This window comes from Arhodomonas sp. KWT, assembly GCF_010993615.1.
The window spans coordinates 150,585-164,746 of sequence record NZ_WNXE01000001.1; the positions used below are offsets into that span (position 1 = coordinate 150,585).

At 70.0% G+C, this 14,162-nt stretch carries 15 protein-coding genes and 1 pseudogene; 9 read left to right on the forward strand and 7 right to left on the reverse strand.

What is annotated here, in order from left to right; all coding sequences use genetic code 11:
• The coding region (locus tag G7A99_RS00755) for a hypothetical protein (RefSeq protein WP_163138639.1) at positions 1 to 607 on the reverse strand (607 nt) is incomplete at its 3' end.
• Between the two features lie 189 nt (positions 608 to 796).
• Between G7A99_RS00755 and G7A99_RS00760 the strand changes: the two genes are divergently transcribed.
• Complete coding sequence (locus G7A99_RS00760; protein ID WP_163138640.1) at positions 797 to 1,630, forward strand: AraC family transcriptional regulator; 834 nt, start codon at positions 797 to 799, stop codon at positions 1,628 to 1,630.
• Here the strand turns inward: G7A99_RS00760 and G7A99_RS00765 are convergent.
• The gene (locus tag G7A99_RS00765) at positions 1,615 to 2,205 is read right to left on the reverse strand and encodes a LysE family translocator (protein ID WP_205599687.1); all 591 of its coding nucleotides are present in this window, start codon (positions 2,203 to 2,205) and stop codon (positions 1,615 to 1,617) included. The genes G7A99_RS00760 and G7A99_RS00765 overlap by 16 nt on opposite strands.
• A gap of 348 nt (positions 2,206 to 2,553) precedes the next feature.
• On the opposite strand from G7A99_RS00765, the pseudogene tadA reads away from it, so the two are divergent.
• From tadA to G7A99_RS00790, 6 genes and pseudogenes are all read left to right on the forward strand, one after another.
• Positions 2,554 to 3,045: pseudogene (gene tadA / locus G7A99_RS25035) on the forward strand (tRNA adenosine(34) deaminase TadA); the annotation flags it as partial.
• Positions 3,046 to 3,150: 105 nt separating this feature from the next.
• Complete coding sequence (locus tag G7A99_RS25040; protein WP_240466047.1) at positions 3,151 to 3,549, forward strand: N-acetyltransferase; 399 nt, start codon at positions 3,151 to 3,153, stop codon at positions 3,547 to 3,549.
• Positions 3,533 to 4,003, forward strand: a complete 471-nt coding sequence (locus G7A99_RS00775; protein WP_018718207.1) for a YbaK/EbsC family protein — start codon at positions 3,533 to 3,535, stop codon at positions 4,001 to 4,003. Before G7A99_RS25040 ends, G7A99_RS00775 begins: the two co-directional genes overlap by 17 nt.
• Positions 4,004 to 4,013: 10 nt before the next feature.
• Positions 4,014 to 4,952 (forward strand): LysR family transcriptional regulator, encoded by a 939-nt coding sequence (locus G7A99_RS00780; RefSeq protein ID WP_018718206.1) that lies wholly within the window; start codon positions 4,014 to 4,016, stop codon positions 4,950 to 4,952.
• Positions 4,953 to 4,962: 10 nt separating this feature from the next.
• Positions 4,963 to 5,286 (forward strand): YnfA family protein, encoded by a 324-nt coding sequence (locus G7A99_RS00785; RefSeq protein WP_018718205.1) that lies wholly within the window; start codon positions 4,963 to 4,965, stop codon positions 5,284 to 5,286.
• 62 nt (positions 5,287 to 5,348) lie between these two features.
• Positions 5,349 to 5,693 (forward strand): histidine triad nucleotide-binding protein, encoded by a 345-nt coding sequence (locus tag G7A99_RS00790; protein WP_018718204.1) that lies wholly within the window; start codon positions 5,349 to 5,351, stop codon positions 5,691 to 5,693.
• Between the two features lie 40 nt (positions 5,694 to 5,733).
• Here the strand turns inward: G7A99_RS00790 and G7A99_RS00795 are convergent, their stop codons facing one another.
• The 5 genes from G7A99_RS00795 to G7A99_RS00815 all read right to left on the reverse strand — a co-directional run bounded on the left by G7A99_RS00795 (position 5,734) and on the right by G7A99_RS00815 (position 12,318).
• Positions 5,734 to 7,524, reverse strand: a complete 1,791-nt coding sequence (locus tag G7A99_RS00795) for an SLC13 family permease (RefSeq protein WP_163138642.1) — start codon at positions 7,522 to 7,524, stop codon at positions 5,734 to 5,736.
• Between the two features lie 95 nt (positions 7,525 to 7,619).
• Positions 7,620 to 9,350 (reverse strand): assimilatory sulfite reductase (NADPH) hemoprotein subunit, encoded by a 1,731-nt coding sequence (cysI, locus tag G7A99_RS00800; RefSeq protein ID WP_163138643.1) that lies wholly within the window; start codon positions 9,348 to 9,350, stop codon positions 7,620 to 7,622.
• A 183-nt stretch (positions 9,351 to 9,533) separates the two neighbouring features.
• Positions 9,534 to 11,351 carry an assimilatory sulfite reductase (NADPH) flavoprotein subunit gene (locus tag G7A99_RS00805; RefSeq protein WP_163138644.1) on the reverse strand — a complete coding sequence of 606 codons (1,818 nt, stop codon included), beginning with the start codon at positions 11,349 to 11,351 and terminating at the stop codon, positions 9,534 to 9,536.
• Positions 11,352 to 11,500: 149 nt separating this feature from the next.
• Complete coding sequence (locus tag G7A99_RS00810; RefSeq protein WP_163138645.1) at positions 11,501 to 11,722, reverse strand: hypothetical protein; 222 nt, start codon at positions 11,720 to 11,722, stop codon at positions 11,501 to 11,503.
• A 131-nt stretch (positions 11,723 to 11,853) separates the two neighbouring features.
• Positions 11,854 to 12,318, reverse strand: a complete 465-nt coding sequence (locus G7A99_RS00815) for a ProQ/FINO family protein (protein WP_163138646.1) — start codon at positions 12,316 to 12,318, stop codon at positions 11,854 to 11,856.
• A 265-nt stretch (positions 12,319 to 12,583) separates the two neighbouring features.
• Here G7A99_RS00815 and G7A99_RS00820 point away from each other — a divergent pair, with 265 nt between their 5' ends.
• Positions 12,584 to 13,540, forward strand: coding sequence for an SH3 domain-containing protein (locus tag G7A99_RS00820; protein ID WP_163138647.1), 957 nt, complete (start codon positions 12,584 to 12,586; stop codon positions 13,538 to 13,540).
• A 138-nt stretch (positions 13,541 to 13,678) separates the two neighbouring features.
• Positions 13,679 to 14,101, forward strand: a complete 423-nt coding sequence (locus tag G7A99_RS00825; RefSeq protein ID WP_018718197.1) for a hypothetical protein — start codon at positions 13,679 to 13,681, stop codon at positions 14,099 to 14,101.
• Positions 14,102 to 14,162 lie beyond the last annotated feature (61 nt).

A 14,162-nucleotide genomic window follows, 5' to 3' on the forward strand; every position in this document is an offset into this window, starting at 1 on the left:
GTCCATATTTATCGAGCACCCCGTGGATATTGACTGCCTGCCGGTAGTTGAGTACGACCGCGATCCCCGAAGGGTGTTTCCCGGGCCCGGCGAGCTTGTCGATACCCACGCGCTGGCGTAACGCCTTGAGCCTGTTCCGGCTTTTCACATCGATCATTGCGACCGTCAGTTCGATGTCACGGCCGACCAGCGGGAGGTAGACAGTCTCGGATCCCGACGGCCAGGAGATCTGAATATCGTCGATAAAGTACAGGCGATGGGTGGTGCGGCTGCCGGTATTGGGGTTGACCACCGTATGCTTCTTCTCGGTCAGCTTGCCATGCAGCTGGGTCGCTGTTTCCCTCAGCTTTGTATCCCGCCACAGCCCATGGGCGGTAATGAAAAGGCCCAGCGCTATGATAACGAGGTCCAGCAGGACGAGGAGGAGGAGCAGTGGAAGGGGAACGCTCTGCCTGTCGAAAGCAAATGCCACAGGCAGCATGAGACCGAGAAGCGTAAGGACAACCCCGAAGAACAGGGCAAGCCACTTGAAGAGGATCAGGCGCAGATGAATCGAACGGGCGTGGTATCGCTCCAGTGCGCTCAAGGGGCGATTGTCAGTGTCCAACTCGGCTCCTTGCCAGCAGTTCCGGGATCATCTTCAAGAGCGGTATGGTATCAGCAGGGCAGAAAGCCCTACACCTGATGTTTCTCGATAGACTCCAGATCGGAATTGTCGGCCGCCTGGTCCACGGTGTGGGCTCGCCATTCCCGGCGACACCGCATAGGCTGTAGTCCATCGATCCGGGAGGGCCCCATGAGCCTTCGTCACGACCATCCGCGCTTCTGGCGTGATCCGGCGCTGCCCTTCCTCGAGGCCCGTCGGGTCACGGACGGCCGGCGTGTCTGCTACGCCAGGCACAGCCACGAGAGCTTCTCCATCGGCGCGGTTACTGGCGGCAACAGCACGTACTGGAACCAGGGCCATGCCGAAACGGTCGCCCCCGGTACCGTGGTGGTCATGAATCCCGAAGCGGTGCATGCCTGCAATCCCATCGACGAGCGCCCCTGGTCGTACGACATGCTCTACCTGGACACCGCCTGGCTCGGCGCACTGCAGCGGGAACTCGGTGCGCCCGGCCACCTCGACGTACAGCTATACACTGCCCGCTCGAGTCGCCACCCGGCCCTGTATCGGCGCCTGACGACCCTCTGCGACACCCTCTTCGATCCGGATGCCGGTCGCCTGGCCAGGGAAACCGAGGCCACCGCGCTGGTCGTGGAGATGCAGCGCTGCCTCACACCGAGGATGCCACCATCCGGTAACGACCCCCTCGGTCTGCGTCGCGCGGCGGACTACATCGACACCCACTGTACGGAGGCCATCGGGCTGGACGACATCTGCCGTGTCGCCGGCCTGTCCCGCTCCCACCTGGTGCGATGCTTCAAGGCCCACTTCGGGCTGACGCCCCACGCCTTCCTCACCGACCGGCGCGTTCGGTTCGCTCGTCGCCAGGTGCGCCGTGGCCGTCCCATCGCCGAGGTCGCCGCGGACTGCGGCTTCGCCGATCAGGCACACTTCCAGCGCACCTTCAAGCGTCTGCAGGCGGCCACGCCGGGACAGTATGCCGCGGGTCACAGCAGCAGATAGAGCGCACTCGCCGCCAGCAGCACCGCTATGCCGCGATTGAACAGGCGCACCCTCGCCGGACGGTCCAGGAACCGCCTCAGGTGGGCACCGGCATAGGCCCAGCAGCCGATCGACAGGTAGCAGATCACGAAGAACAGGGTCGCGAACCACGCCACCAGGCCGAGGTCACCGCCCGCCGCATAGGCCCCCATGCCAGCCATCGAGGCCAGCCAGGCCTTGGGGTTGAGCCACTGCATGGTCGCGCCCACCAGCCATGACGGCGCCGCCGCGGGGGCGGCCGTCTCCAGGCGGCCGTCGTCCGCCGCAAGGCGACAGGCCAGGTAGAGCAGGAAGGCCACGCCGGCCCAGCGTACCCCCTCGATAATGCCCGGCCAGCGGACCATCAGCCGGTGAAGGCCCAGACCGATCAGCACCAGCAGCAGGGTGAAGCCGACCGTCGCGCCGGTGACATGGCGCAGGCTAGCCCGGAATCCATGCCGTGTCCCGGCGCTCAGCGCCACCAGGTTCACCGGGCCGGGGGAAAGGGAGGCCGCCAGTGCGAAGGCGGCCATGGACAGCGACAGGGTCACGGTCATGGGGGATGTCCTCGGTGTCTTGATCTCGTGCCGGCCAGGCTGGAACGCCGCGCGGCCGGTGTATTGAACGGGATTGCTACCGGGCGCGACGGGGGCGGGGCGGCGGACAACGCCCGCCGGCTTCCTGTATCCTTGAGGCCGATTGATGACGGTGTCGAGCAGAGTCGTCTCCCCGCGAAGCGCTCCCTCTCCCACGCCAGCAGAAGATGTGTGCCGTTGATGGCAAAGCGACGTTATGAATCCCGGGTCGATCACCGTGAAACCCCTTGACCATGCCGGGTTGGGTGACCAGCTGACGACCGGGCGGGGTGTGATGTCCGTCGGCGGCCGGGCCGTCCCCGCGGTGCCGTGAACGACGACGCGTCATCCGAGGCCGGCGCCGCGGCGGACGAGGGCTTCATGGCCCGCGCCCTGGCCCTTGCCGGGCGTGCCGCCGAGGCGGGCGAGGTGCCCGTGGGGGCGGTGGTGGTCGCCGGCGACGGGAGCGTGATCGGCGAGGGCTGGAACCGGCCCATCGCCGACCACGACCCCACGGCCCACGCGGAGATCGTGGCGGTGCGCGACGCCGCCCGTCGGCGTGCCGCCTACCGCCTGCCCGACGCCACGCTCTACGTGACCCTGGAGCCCTGCCCCATGTGCGTGGGGGCGCTGGTCCACGCGCGGGTGCGCCGCGTGGTCTTCGGCGCCGCGGACCCGAAGACCGGCGCCTGCGGCGGCGCGCTGGCGCTGCACGGGCACGCCAGTCACAATCATCGCCTGCAGGTCGACGGCGGGGTGATGGCCGATGCCTGCGGCGAGCGGCTGCAGCGCTTCTTCCGTGCCCGGCGCGCCGCCTCGCGGCCGGCGGTGCGGCTGGTCCGGCTGACCCCGGAGAATGCCCACGGCTACGAGGGCGTCGCGGTGGGCGAGGGCCAGGGGGCATTCGTGAGCGACGCGCCGACGCTGATGCGGCGCCACTTCCGCGAGGGTTATGCCGAGGCGCTGTACGGCATCGAGGCCGGCGGCCGGCCGGTGGGGCTGATGGCGCTGGTGCCGCCGGTACAGGGTGTGGACTATCCCGGACGGCGCGGCGACGAGGCCTGGCTGGAGGGGCTGCGCATCGACCGCCGTCATCAGGGGCGGGGTGTGGCGACCCGGGCGCTGCGCGGGATCGTCGCGATCGCGGCCCGGCGCTATCGGTGGCTGAGCCTGACGGTGAACCTGCGCAACGACAAGGCCGAGGCGGCGTACCGGCGTTTCGGTTTCCGCGACACGGGGGCGCTCTATCACGGCGGACCGGCGGGGCCGCAGCGCATACTGACCCTGCCGCTGGACACGGAGGACGAGAATGGCGAAGGGACCTGAACGGGTGGCGCGGGCGCTCGCCGAGCGTGGCCGCGAGGTCACCATCGAGTCGGTGGACGAGTCCACCCGCACCGCGGCCGAGGCCGCCGCGGCGCTGGGCGTGGACGTCGGCCAGATCGCGAAGAGCCTGGTTTTCCGCGGTGTCGACAGCGGTGATGCGCTGCTGGTCATCGCCAGCGGCGACCGGCGCGTGGACGAGGTGCTGCTGGCCGAGCTCGCCGGCGAGGGCATCGGCCGCGCGGATGCCGCGTTCGTGCGCGAGCATACCGGCTTCGCCATCGGCGGTGTCCCCCCGGTAGGCCATCCGGAAAGGCTGCGCTGCTGGCTGGACGACGCGCTGTGGCGCTTCGAGCGTGTCTGGGCCGCGGCGGGCTCGCCGTTCGCGGTCTTCCCCGTGGCGCCCTCGGCGCTGCCCGAACTCACCGGCGGGACACGGGCCCGCGTGACGCGATAGCGGAGGAATGATGGGCGGTTGGCTGGAGCTGCGGCATCTGCGCAGCCTGAAGACGATCTGCGAGACGGGCAGCCTGGTCGCCGCGGCGGAGCGGCTGAATCTCACCCAGAGCGCGCTCTCTCACCAGATCAAGGGGCTTGAGTCCCGCGTCGGCGCGGAGCTGTTCTTCCGCCGCTCGCGGCCGCTGCGCCTCGCCCCGGCAGGGCAGATGCTGCTGGAGCTCGCCGACCGCGTGCTCCCGGAGGTGGAGACCGTCGAGCAGCGGCTCAACAACCTGGCCGCGGGCCAGGGCGGGCGGCTTCACCTCGCGATCGAGTGCCACAGCTGCTATCAGTGGCTGCTGCCCACGATGGAACGCTACCGCGAGCGCTGGCCGGAGGTGGAGATGGACCTGTCCATGGGGTTCAATTTCCACCCGCTGCCGGCGTTGGTGCGCGGCGATATCGACATGGTTATCACCTCCGACCCGGACCCGGCGCTCACCGGCATTCACTACTCGCCGCTGTTCCGCCACGAGGTCCAGCTGGCCGTGCCCGCGGGCTCCACGCTCGCCGCCCAGGACCACATCGAGCCCGAGGACCTGGCGGACCAGACCCTGATCACCTACCCGGTGTGCCGGTCGCGGCTGGACGTGTTCAGCCGTTTCCTGGACCCGGCCGGTGTGGCGCCCGCGGCGGTGCGTACCTCCGAGCTCTCGGTGATGATCGTCCAGCTCGTGGCGAGCCGCCGCGGCGTGACCGCGATGCCGAGCTGGGCGCTGGAGGAGCACCTCGCCCGGGGCCAGATCCAGGTCTGCCGGCTCGGGCCCGGCGGGCTGTGGAGCACGCTCTATGCCGCGGTGCGCGAGGAGGAGGCCACGCTGCCGTACCTGAGCGGCTTCATCGCCGCCGCGCGCCGGCTCACCGGCGAGACCCTGCGCGGCATCCGCCCGGTGTCGCTGCCGGAGTGAGGCCGCCGAGGTGAATACCCTGGCGCTTTTCGTGGTGACGGCGCTGGCGGAGATCGCCGGCTGTTACCTGCCGTATCTCTGGCTCAACGAGGGACGCAGCCCGTGGCTCCTGCTGCCGGCGGCCGCGAGCCTCGCGCTGTTCGTCTGGCTGCTTTCTCTCCACCCCACCGCGGCAGGGCGGGTCTACGCGGCCTACGGCGGGGTCTACGTCGCCACCGCCGTGGTCTGGCTGTGGGCTGTGGACGGGATTCGGCCGACCGCGTGGGATCTGCTCGGTTCCGCGGTGGCACTGACCGGGATGGCAATCATCATGTTCGCCCCGCGCGCCGCCTGAGCACCTACGCCGGGCCGGGGGCGATGTAGAATGGCGGCCCGGCAAACGACAGGAGTCGATCCATGGCGAATATCTTCAAGCAGATCGTCGACGGCGAGATGGACGCGGACATCGTCTACCAGGACGATCGGGTCACCGCCTTCCGTGACATCGCGCCCAAGGCGCCGACACACATCCTCATCGTGCCGAACAAGGTCATCGAGACGGTGGACGACATCGCCGACGAGGACGAGGCGCTGATCGGGCACATGGTGGTGGTGGCGCGCGATCTCGCCCGCCGCGAGGGGATCGCGGAGTCCGGTTACCGGCTGCTGGTCAACTGCCGTGAGCACGGTGGCCAGGAAGTCTATCACCTGCACGTCCATCTCATGGGCGGTCGTCCCATGGGGCCGATGGTGGTGGGCTGACCCGGGATCGCGTCGGCCGCGGGCGCCCGCTCCGCGGCCGCTAGAACGGCCAGACCAGCGGTGCGATCGTCACCGCCACCGCCATGGTGAGGAGGTTGAGCGGCAGGCCGAAGCGGAGGTAGTCCGCGAAGCGGTAGCCGCCGGGGCCGAAGACCATCAGGTTGGTCTGGTAGCCCAGTGGCGAGGAGAAGCTCGCCGAGGCGGCGATCATCAGGCAGATCATGAACGGTGTGGGGTTCACCCCCAGGCCCTGCGCCGCCGACAGCGCCACCGGGAAGACCAGCACCGCGGCGGCGTTGTTGGTGATCATCTCCGTGAACAGCGAGGTGACCGCGAACACCGCGAGCAGCACCAGCCAGGGCCGTCCCCCGGCCGCGCTCACCAGCGCGTCGGCGAGAGTGGTGGCGGCGCCGCTGTTGGCCATCGCCTGGCCCACGCCCAGTGCCGCACCGATCACCAGCAGGACGGACCAGTCCACGTGCCGCCGGGCCTCGGCGCTGCTGGTGCAGCCGGTGAGGACCATGCCGCCGGCGGCGAGCAGGGCGGCGTTGAGCATCGTGAGCACGCCGCTGGCGGCCGCGGCGACCATGGCGGCGAGCAGCCCGAGCGCGATCCAGGCCTTGTCGTGGCGGCGGGGTGCGGAATCCTCCACCTGGCTGACCAGAAAGAAGTCGCGGCCGTTGCGCTGGCGCTGGAGAAAGCTCGGGTGGGTCTCCAGCAGCAGCGTGTCGCCGGCCTGCAGCACGATGTCGCCGATCTTGCCGGACAGGCGCCGGCCACCACGGGCCACCGCCACTACGGCGGCGTTGTATTCGCTGCGGAAGCGCCCGGCGCGGATGCTGCTGCCCACCAGCGGACACTCGTTGGAGACCACCGCCTCGACCATGCAGCGCTGGTCGCGCCGGCCCTGAAGCTTGTGCACCTGGTCGGTGGCGGGCTGGAGGCCGCGCATGCGCTGGAGGTCCACCACCGATTCCACCACCCCGGCGAAGACCAGCCGGTCGCCGGCCTGGAGCCGCTCGCTGGGGGCAACCGCGGGCAGGACCTGGCCGTCGCGCTCGATCTCCGCGAGGAACAGGCCGGGCAGGTGGCGCAGGCCCGCCTGCTCGATACTGCGTCCCACCAGCGGCCCGTCCGGGTCGACCACCACCTCCGCGGTGTAGCGCCGGGGGTCTGCGTCGATGTCCAGCGCGGCGCGGTTGTCCGGCAGCAGCCGGGGGCTCGCGACCAGGATGTAGACCAGCCCCAGCAGGGCCACGGGCACGCCTACCCAGGCGAGGTCGAACAGCGCGACCGGGGCCACCGCCGGCTCGCCCTGGATCAGTCCGGCGACCACCAGGTTGGTGCTGGTCCCGATCAGGGTGCACATGCCGCCGAATATCGAGGCGTAGGACAGTGGCAGGAACAGCCGCGAGGCGGGCAGACGCGTACGTTTGGCGAGGTCGCTCACCACCGGCAGGAACATCGCGACCACCGGGGTGTTGTTGAGGAATGCCGACAGCCCGGAGACCGGCGGCAGCAGCCGCAGCTGGGCGCTTAGCAGCCGCCGCGGCCTGCCCACGATGGGCTCGCTGATGATCGCGAGCGCCCCGGTGCGCACCAGTCCGGCGACCACCACGAACAGCAGCCCCACGGTCACCAGGCCCGGGTTGCCGAAGCCGGCCACGGCCTCGGCGGGGGCGAGCAGCTGGTCGGTGCCGGTGAGCGCGGTGGCGGTCATGAGCACGCCGAGGGCGCCGAACAGCAGGGTGGTGGGGGAGGCGGCGTTGCGCGCGAGGCCGATGATCACGGCGAGCACGACGGCGATCGTGAGCCAGGCTTCCCAGGTCAACGCGTTCCTCCCGGTGTGATGGCTGCCGGCGCTCCGGCACGGGCACCGCGCGCGCCGTTGGGGCGCGCGCGGCCGGGGGCCGTGCCCCGAGGGGGCTATTCTACGGCAGGCAGCGGATCGTGGAAGTGGCGTCCCGCGGTGACTTCCGGGACCACGCCGGTGCGCACCACGAAGTCACCGAAGCACTCGCCGTCCCCGCGCTCCCGGGCGTAGTCGCCGAGCAGCGCGCCCAGGGTCTCGAGGATCGTGGCCTCGTCGATGTTCTCGCGGTAGAGCTTGGCGAGGCGCGAGCCGGTGCGGTTGCCGCCGAGGTAGAGGTTGTACTTGCCCAGCGCCTTACCCACGAAACCGATCTCGGCGATGTAGGGCCGGGCACAGCCGTTGGGGCAGCCGGTCATGCGGGTGACGATCGGGTCCGCCTCCGGATCCAGGCCGGCGTCGCGCATCAGCGTCTCGAGTTTGTCGACGAAGGTCGGCAGGTAGCGCTCGCTCTCCGCCATGGCCAGCCCGCAGGTAGGGAAGGCCACGCAGGCCATGGAGGCGGCGCGCAGGGCCGAGGCGTGGCGCTCCAGGCCGTATTCCTCGATCAGCGACTGGATGCGCTCGCGCTGGCCCTCGGCCACGCCGGCGATCACCACGTTCTGGTTGGTGGTGATGGCGATGTCGCCCTCGTGGACCCCGGCGATGGCGCGCAGGCCGCTCATGATCCGGCGCTCGTCGTCGAAGTCGGCGACCCGGCCGTTCTGCACGAACAGCCCGTAGTGCCAGTCGCCGTCGTCGCCCTGGTACCAGCCGAGGCGGTCGGTGTTGTCGTCGAAGCGGTACGCCCGGGCCGGTTCGAGCTCGTGGCCCAGGCGTTTCTCCACCTCGCGGCGGAACCAGTCGGCGCCGTGGTCGTCCACGGTGTACTTCAGCCGGGCGTGCTTGCGGTTGGCACGGTCGCCGTGGTCACGCTGCACGAGCATGATCTTCTCGGCGACCTCGACCACCTGGTCGGGGGTGCAGAAGCCGATGACCTCCCCCACGCAGGGGAAGGTCGCGGTCTCGCCGTGGGTCATGCCCATGCCACCGCCGATGGTGACGTTATAGCCGACGAGGGTGCCGTCGTCGTCCAGGATGGCGATGAAGCCGATGTCGTGGGCGAATACGTCCACGTCGTTCTCCGGCGGCACCGCGAGGGCGATCTTGAACTTGCGGGGCAGGTACTGTGGGCCGTAGAGCGGCTCCTGCTCCTCGGGGCCGCCGGCGACGCGCTCTTCGCCCAGGAAGATCTCGTGGTAGGCGCGGGTGCGCGGCAGCAGGTGGGCGCTGATCTCGTGGGCGAGCTCGAAGGTGCGCCGGTGCACCGCCGAGCGCCGCGGGTTGGCGGTGGCGATGACGTTGCGGTTGACGTCGCCGCAGGCGGCGATGCAGTCCAGCGCGGCGGCGTCGATGCCCTGGATGTGCTGCTTGATGTCGCGTTTGAGCACGCCGTGGAACTGGAACGTCTGGCGCGTCGTCAGCCGCAGGGTGCCATTGGCGTAGGTGCGCGCGAGCTCGTCCATCTTCAGCCACTGCGCCGGGGTGACCACGCCGCCGGGCAGGCGTACGCGGACCATGAACGAGTACAGCGGCTCCAGCTTCTGACGGCGGCGCTCGCTGCGCAGGGCGCGGTCGTCCTGCAGGTACATGCCGTGGAACTTGGTCAGCTGCAGGCTGTCCTCGGTCACGCCGCCGGTCACCGGGTCGGCGAGCTCGGCGGTCAGGTTGCCGCGCAGGTAGTCGCTGTCGGCCTTCAGCGTCTCGTTGTGGCTGAGCTCTTCGAGCGGTCGGCTGATGTCGTTCATGGTCAGGGCCCGTTGGCTGTTGCCGTGATGCCGTGCCGGCGCGCCCTTTCCCGTGGAGCGGGGCGGCGCGGCCGCAGTGTGATGACGCCGTTCCGGTGGACGCCGGAGCCGCACCGCCGCGGCGCGTGCCGGCTCGTGCGTCCGCCGGGCCGAGCCGTTGTGGCGGTGCGCTCCGGAGCCGTCCTAGTAGACGTCCCGCTGGTAACGCTTGTCCTTTTGCAGGGTGCGAAGGTAGTCGGCGGCGCCCTGCTCGTCGAGCCCGCCGTGCTCGCGGACGATCTCCGTCAGCGCGGCGTGAACGTCGCCTGCCATCCGGTCGGCATCGCCGCAGACGTAGATGTGGGCGCCCTCCTGGAGCCAGGCGTAGACCTCGGCGCCGCTCTCGCGCAGGCGGTCCTGGACGTAGACCTTCCCGCCCTGGTCCCGGGAGAAGGCGACGTCGATGCGCTCGAGCACGCCCTTGTCCCGCCAGGCGAGGAAGTCCGCCTGGTAGAGGAAGTCGGTCTGGAAGTGACGGTCGCCGAAGAACAGCCAGTTGCGGCCGTCCGCACCGGTCTCCTCACGCTCGGCGAGGAAGGCGCGGAACGGTGCGACGCCGGTACCCGGACCGATCATGATCGTCGCCGCCGAGGGGTCGGCGGGCAGCTTGAAGTTCTTGTTGCGGTCGACGTAGACACCCACGGTCTGGCCCGGCTCCAGGCGGTCGGCCAGATAGGTGGAGGCCACGCCCTCGCGCTCGCGGCCATGGGTCTCGTAGCGGACCACGGCGACGGTGAGGTGCACCTCGTCCTCGTCGGCCTGCTGGCTGGAGGCTATGGAATACAGCCGCGGCGGCAGACGCCGGAGTGCCGCCACGAAGGCCTCGGCGGTCACGCCCTCGGCGGGGAAGGCCTCGACCACGTCGATGATCTGGCGCCCGTCCATCCACTCGCGCAGCTCGTCGCGGGCGTCCTCGCCCAGCAGGCGCCGGAGCCCGTCAGCGCCGGCGATCTCCGCCCAGCGTTCCAGGAACGGGCGGGTGAGGGTGGTGATCTCGTAGTCGCGCTGCAGGGTCTCCCGCAGCGTCTCGCCGCCCTCCAGGGCGGCATCGCCGTCCAGGCCGGTGGCGGCGAGCAGCTCGTCCACCACCCGCGGATCGTTCAGGGGCACCACGCCGATGGCGTCGCCGGGCTCGAAGGTCAGCCCGGAGCCTTCCAGCGAGAGCTCTATGTGGCGGGTCTCCTTGTCCGAGCCGCGGCCGTTGAGAACGACGCTGTCCAGGATCTCCGCGGGAAACGGGTTCTTCTTGCTCCATGCCGCGGTGCCGCCGCCGCGGGCCTCGGCCATGGGGATGACGTTGCTCGCCGCCGGCGCGCTTGCGCCGGTGAGCTCGGCGAAGCGGTCCAGGGCGGCGTCGACCCAGGCGGAGGCGTCGTCGTCGTAGTCGACGTCGCAGTCGACGCGCTCGAGCACGCGCTCGGCGCCGAGGGCCTCGAGGCGGGTGTCGAAGTCCCGGCCGGTCTGGCAGAAGTTCTCGTAGCTGGAGTCGCCGAGGGCGAGCACGGCGAAGCGGGCGTCGGCGAGCTTGGGTGCCTTGCGGCCGTTTACCAGCTCGTGGACGGCCTCGGCGGTGTCCGGCGGGTCGCCTTCGCCGTGGGTGCTCACGACGACCATGAGGTTGGCGGCCGCCTTGAGGTCCTTCTTGCCGAAGTCCGCCATGTCGGCGAGGCGGGCGGCGAAGCCGCGGGCCTCCGCGCGCTCGACCGCGAGCTCGGCGATGCCCTCGGCGTTGCCGGTCTGGCTGCCATAGAGGACGGTGATCTCCGGCAGCGCCTCGCCCGCGGGTGCGGTGCGCGCGCCGGACTCGGCATTGGCGGCGGGGCTGGCCGTGGACAGGCCTGCCAGGTAGCCGCTCAGCCAGGTCATCTGGTCGTCGCGCAGGGAGGCGATAAGCGCGTTGAGCTGCTCGGCCTGCTCGGCGCTGAGCGGGCTGTTAGTCTCGAGTAAGGGGCCTTGCGCCATGCTGTCGTCCTCCGCTGGATCCCTCTTGGCGAGCTGGCGGACAGCATAGACCGGCGCTGTTTAGATCGAAAAAGTATAAATCTTTATGTGTTTATGCATTAACAGATTGTTGAACGGCCCGGAACACCTTCCGGCGGGGCCTGTGCCCGTCACGCCCGGCGTGATCCGCCGCGCGGCGTGCCGCCGGAGGGAGCGGTGCGTTGCTGACGGCGCATGTGCGAATCGAGCTCGCGGCGGAGGTTTTCTTCGAAAGAGCGGGCGTCGAGCTCGGCGTCGACCCGCTGTTGCAGCGCCTGGAGCTCTTCGATGCTCAGCCCGTCGAGATCGATCTGCGGCCGGGCGGCGCGGGGGGAGTTACTGGTCGCGGTCATGGCAGGTTCGTGGGGCCTCCCTGGAGGTGCTGGTCACGCATGGGGTCACTGGCGCGGACGCGCGCCGGCGGGGGCCGGCTGTCCGGTTGTCCCGGGTTATCGGGGCGCCTGAGCCGCGTTTCAAGCGGCGCTCACCGGCTGTTGAACTTGTCGGCGAGGCGCTGGAGCTTGCGCTCCTGCACGTTCTGCTGCCCGTCCCCGCGCTTGCGGGACTTGCGCGCCTGCCGACGGCGTTCGGCGGCACGCGCCTTCTGCTCGTCGCGCCGGGTGCGCGCGTGGGCCACGGCCTCCTCGGTGACGGCACCGGCATCGGCGCCGTCGAGGCCGACGCGACGATGACCGGCGATGATCGCCTCGAGGTAGGCGGGCGAATGGGTATAACGCGCCAGGGCCTGCTTGAGCAGCCAGTTGGGCGTTTCGTCGAGCTCCCCGTCGGCGTCGAGATCGGCCCGCAGCGCCTCCTGGATGCCGATGGCGAGCGGGCGCACATGGTCGCGCTCGCGGCTCAGGGCATTCGGATGACGGTCGATCAGCACTTCGAGGAAGTCGCGCGCGCGCTCGGCGCGGCGGCGTTTCTGGTTGGGGGTATTGGACATGGGTTCTCGGGCCTATCCGCGCGCGTGCTCTGCCGGCAACGTTCGATTTTTGCGAAGCATACTGCACCCGCGCCGCCGGGCATAGTCCCGCGTCGCAGGGGGCGCCGCTGCCGGTGTGTGTCTGGCACGGCGCAAGCCGTGCGGTGTAGCCTTGCGCTACACAATCAGAAATGTTTCCGGGGCGGTCTTTCCCCGGCAGCGGTGCCGCCGGCGCGCCGGCGGATCGGATTTTCCTGCTGTTGGATGACTTAAGGAGAGGGGACTAATGCGTAAGCAACTCTGGGCGGCGGCCGGTGCGGTCGCCATGGCGGTGGCCCTGACGGGCTGCAACACCAACCCGGTGCTCGGCGGTGCGTCGTCGACGGTCACGGGTTCGGGGGGCGCGGCGGGGGCGCAGAACGCCTCCAAGGACCTCGTTCGCTGCAGCCGGCCGATCGGTACCGCCGCGCTGTACGAGGGCAACTACAATGGCCTGCGTGACGCCGGCCTGCAGAGTCCGCTGCCGCTGATCCGGGTGATGATGGCCCAGAGCGGCTGCTTCAAGGTGGTCGAGCGGGGCCAGGCCTCGCAGGCGCTGCGCGAGGAGCGCCGGCTCGCCCAGAGCGGCGAGCTGCAGTCCGGCAGCAACATGGGCAAGGGCCAGATGGCCGCGGCGGACTTCATCCTCACGCCCAACGTGGCGTTCAAGGACCCGGACTCCGGCGGCGGCTTCGGCGGTCTCGGTGCGCTGCTGCCCGGCGTCGCGGGCGCTATCGCCGGTGGCGTGAAGACCGAGAACCTGGAGGCGCAGACCACGCTGCTGCTCACCAATATCCGTACCGGCGTGCAGGAGGCCGCGGCCACCGGCACGGCGAAGAAGACGGACGTGAGCTTCGGCGGCTTCGGCTGGGCCAGTGGCGTGGCCGGTGGTGGCGGCTCCTACCAGGACACGGAGATCGGCAAGATCGTGATTGCCGCCTTCGTCGACGCCCACAACAACCTGGTCAGCCAGATGCGCGCGATCCAGCCCAGCTCCCAGCGCCAGGACAAGGGCGTCTATGTCACCGCGGCGGCGCTGAATCTGCGCTCCGGGCCGAACGGTTCGGCGCCGGTGATCACCACCCTCGCCGAGGGTACGCCGGTGGTGCCGACCGGCGAGCGTGAGGGGGCATGGTGGCAGGTTCAGGTGCAGAACAGCGGCCGCAACGGCTGGGTGCACTCCGACTACGTCACGCGGCAGTAGCCGCCGCTCGCCGGCAGCAAGCCGGTGATTCTCCCTCCGCCGGTGCGGTCCCCGGATCGCACCGGCGGGCTTGTGTTAGGGGGGTGGCGAACGCATATCATTGAACAAACCCGATGCGCTCAACCCCAGGTGACGCTGATGAATCGCGACCACTCGATCCCCAAGCAGCAGCTAAAGCGCATGCTGGAGGACGCCCCGTTCGAGCACATGACCAGCAGTGTCCATGTCCTCGACGGCGACCAGCGTGACGAGCGCCATGAGCTTGCGGGCGTATCCATCTATTCCAACGCCCAGGGCTGGATGGCGCAGGTCAACTGGCGCGCCGTGGTGGACAGCGACGAGGTCACCCTGCGCGTGGGTGACTCCGAGAGCGGCGAGCGTGCCTACGAGCTGCGTGACGAACAGCGCATGCGTGTCAGCGTGGAGGACGAGGGCGGCTCACCGGTCAGTGACGACGAGGTCTCCGCCATCGTCGCGCAGTCCCCCCTGGCGAAAAGCTGGGAGCAGGACGTGGTAGGGGTGCTCAAGGAGACCCGCGAGCGCCAGGCCACCGTCCACTGACCGTCCCCGAGCCGGGGCGGCCCGCTCCCGGGTCGTCCCGACGTCCCCGCCGCCTCCCACG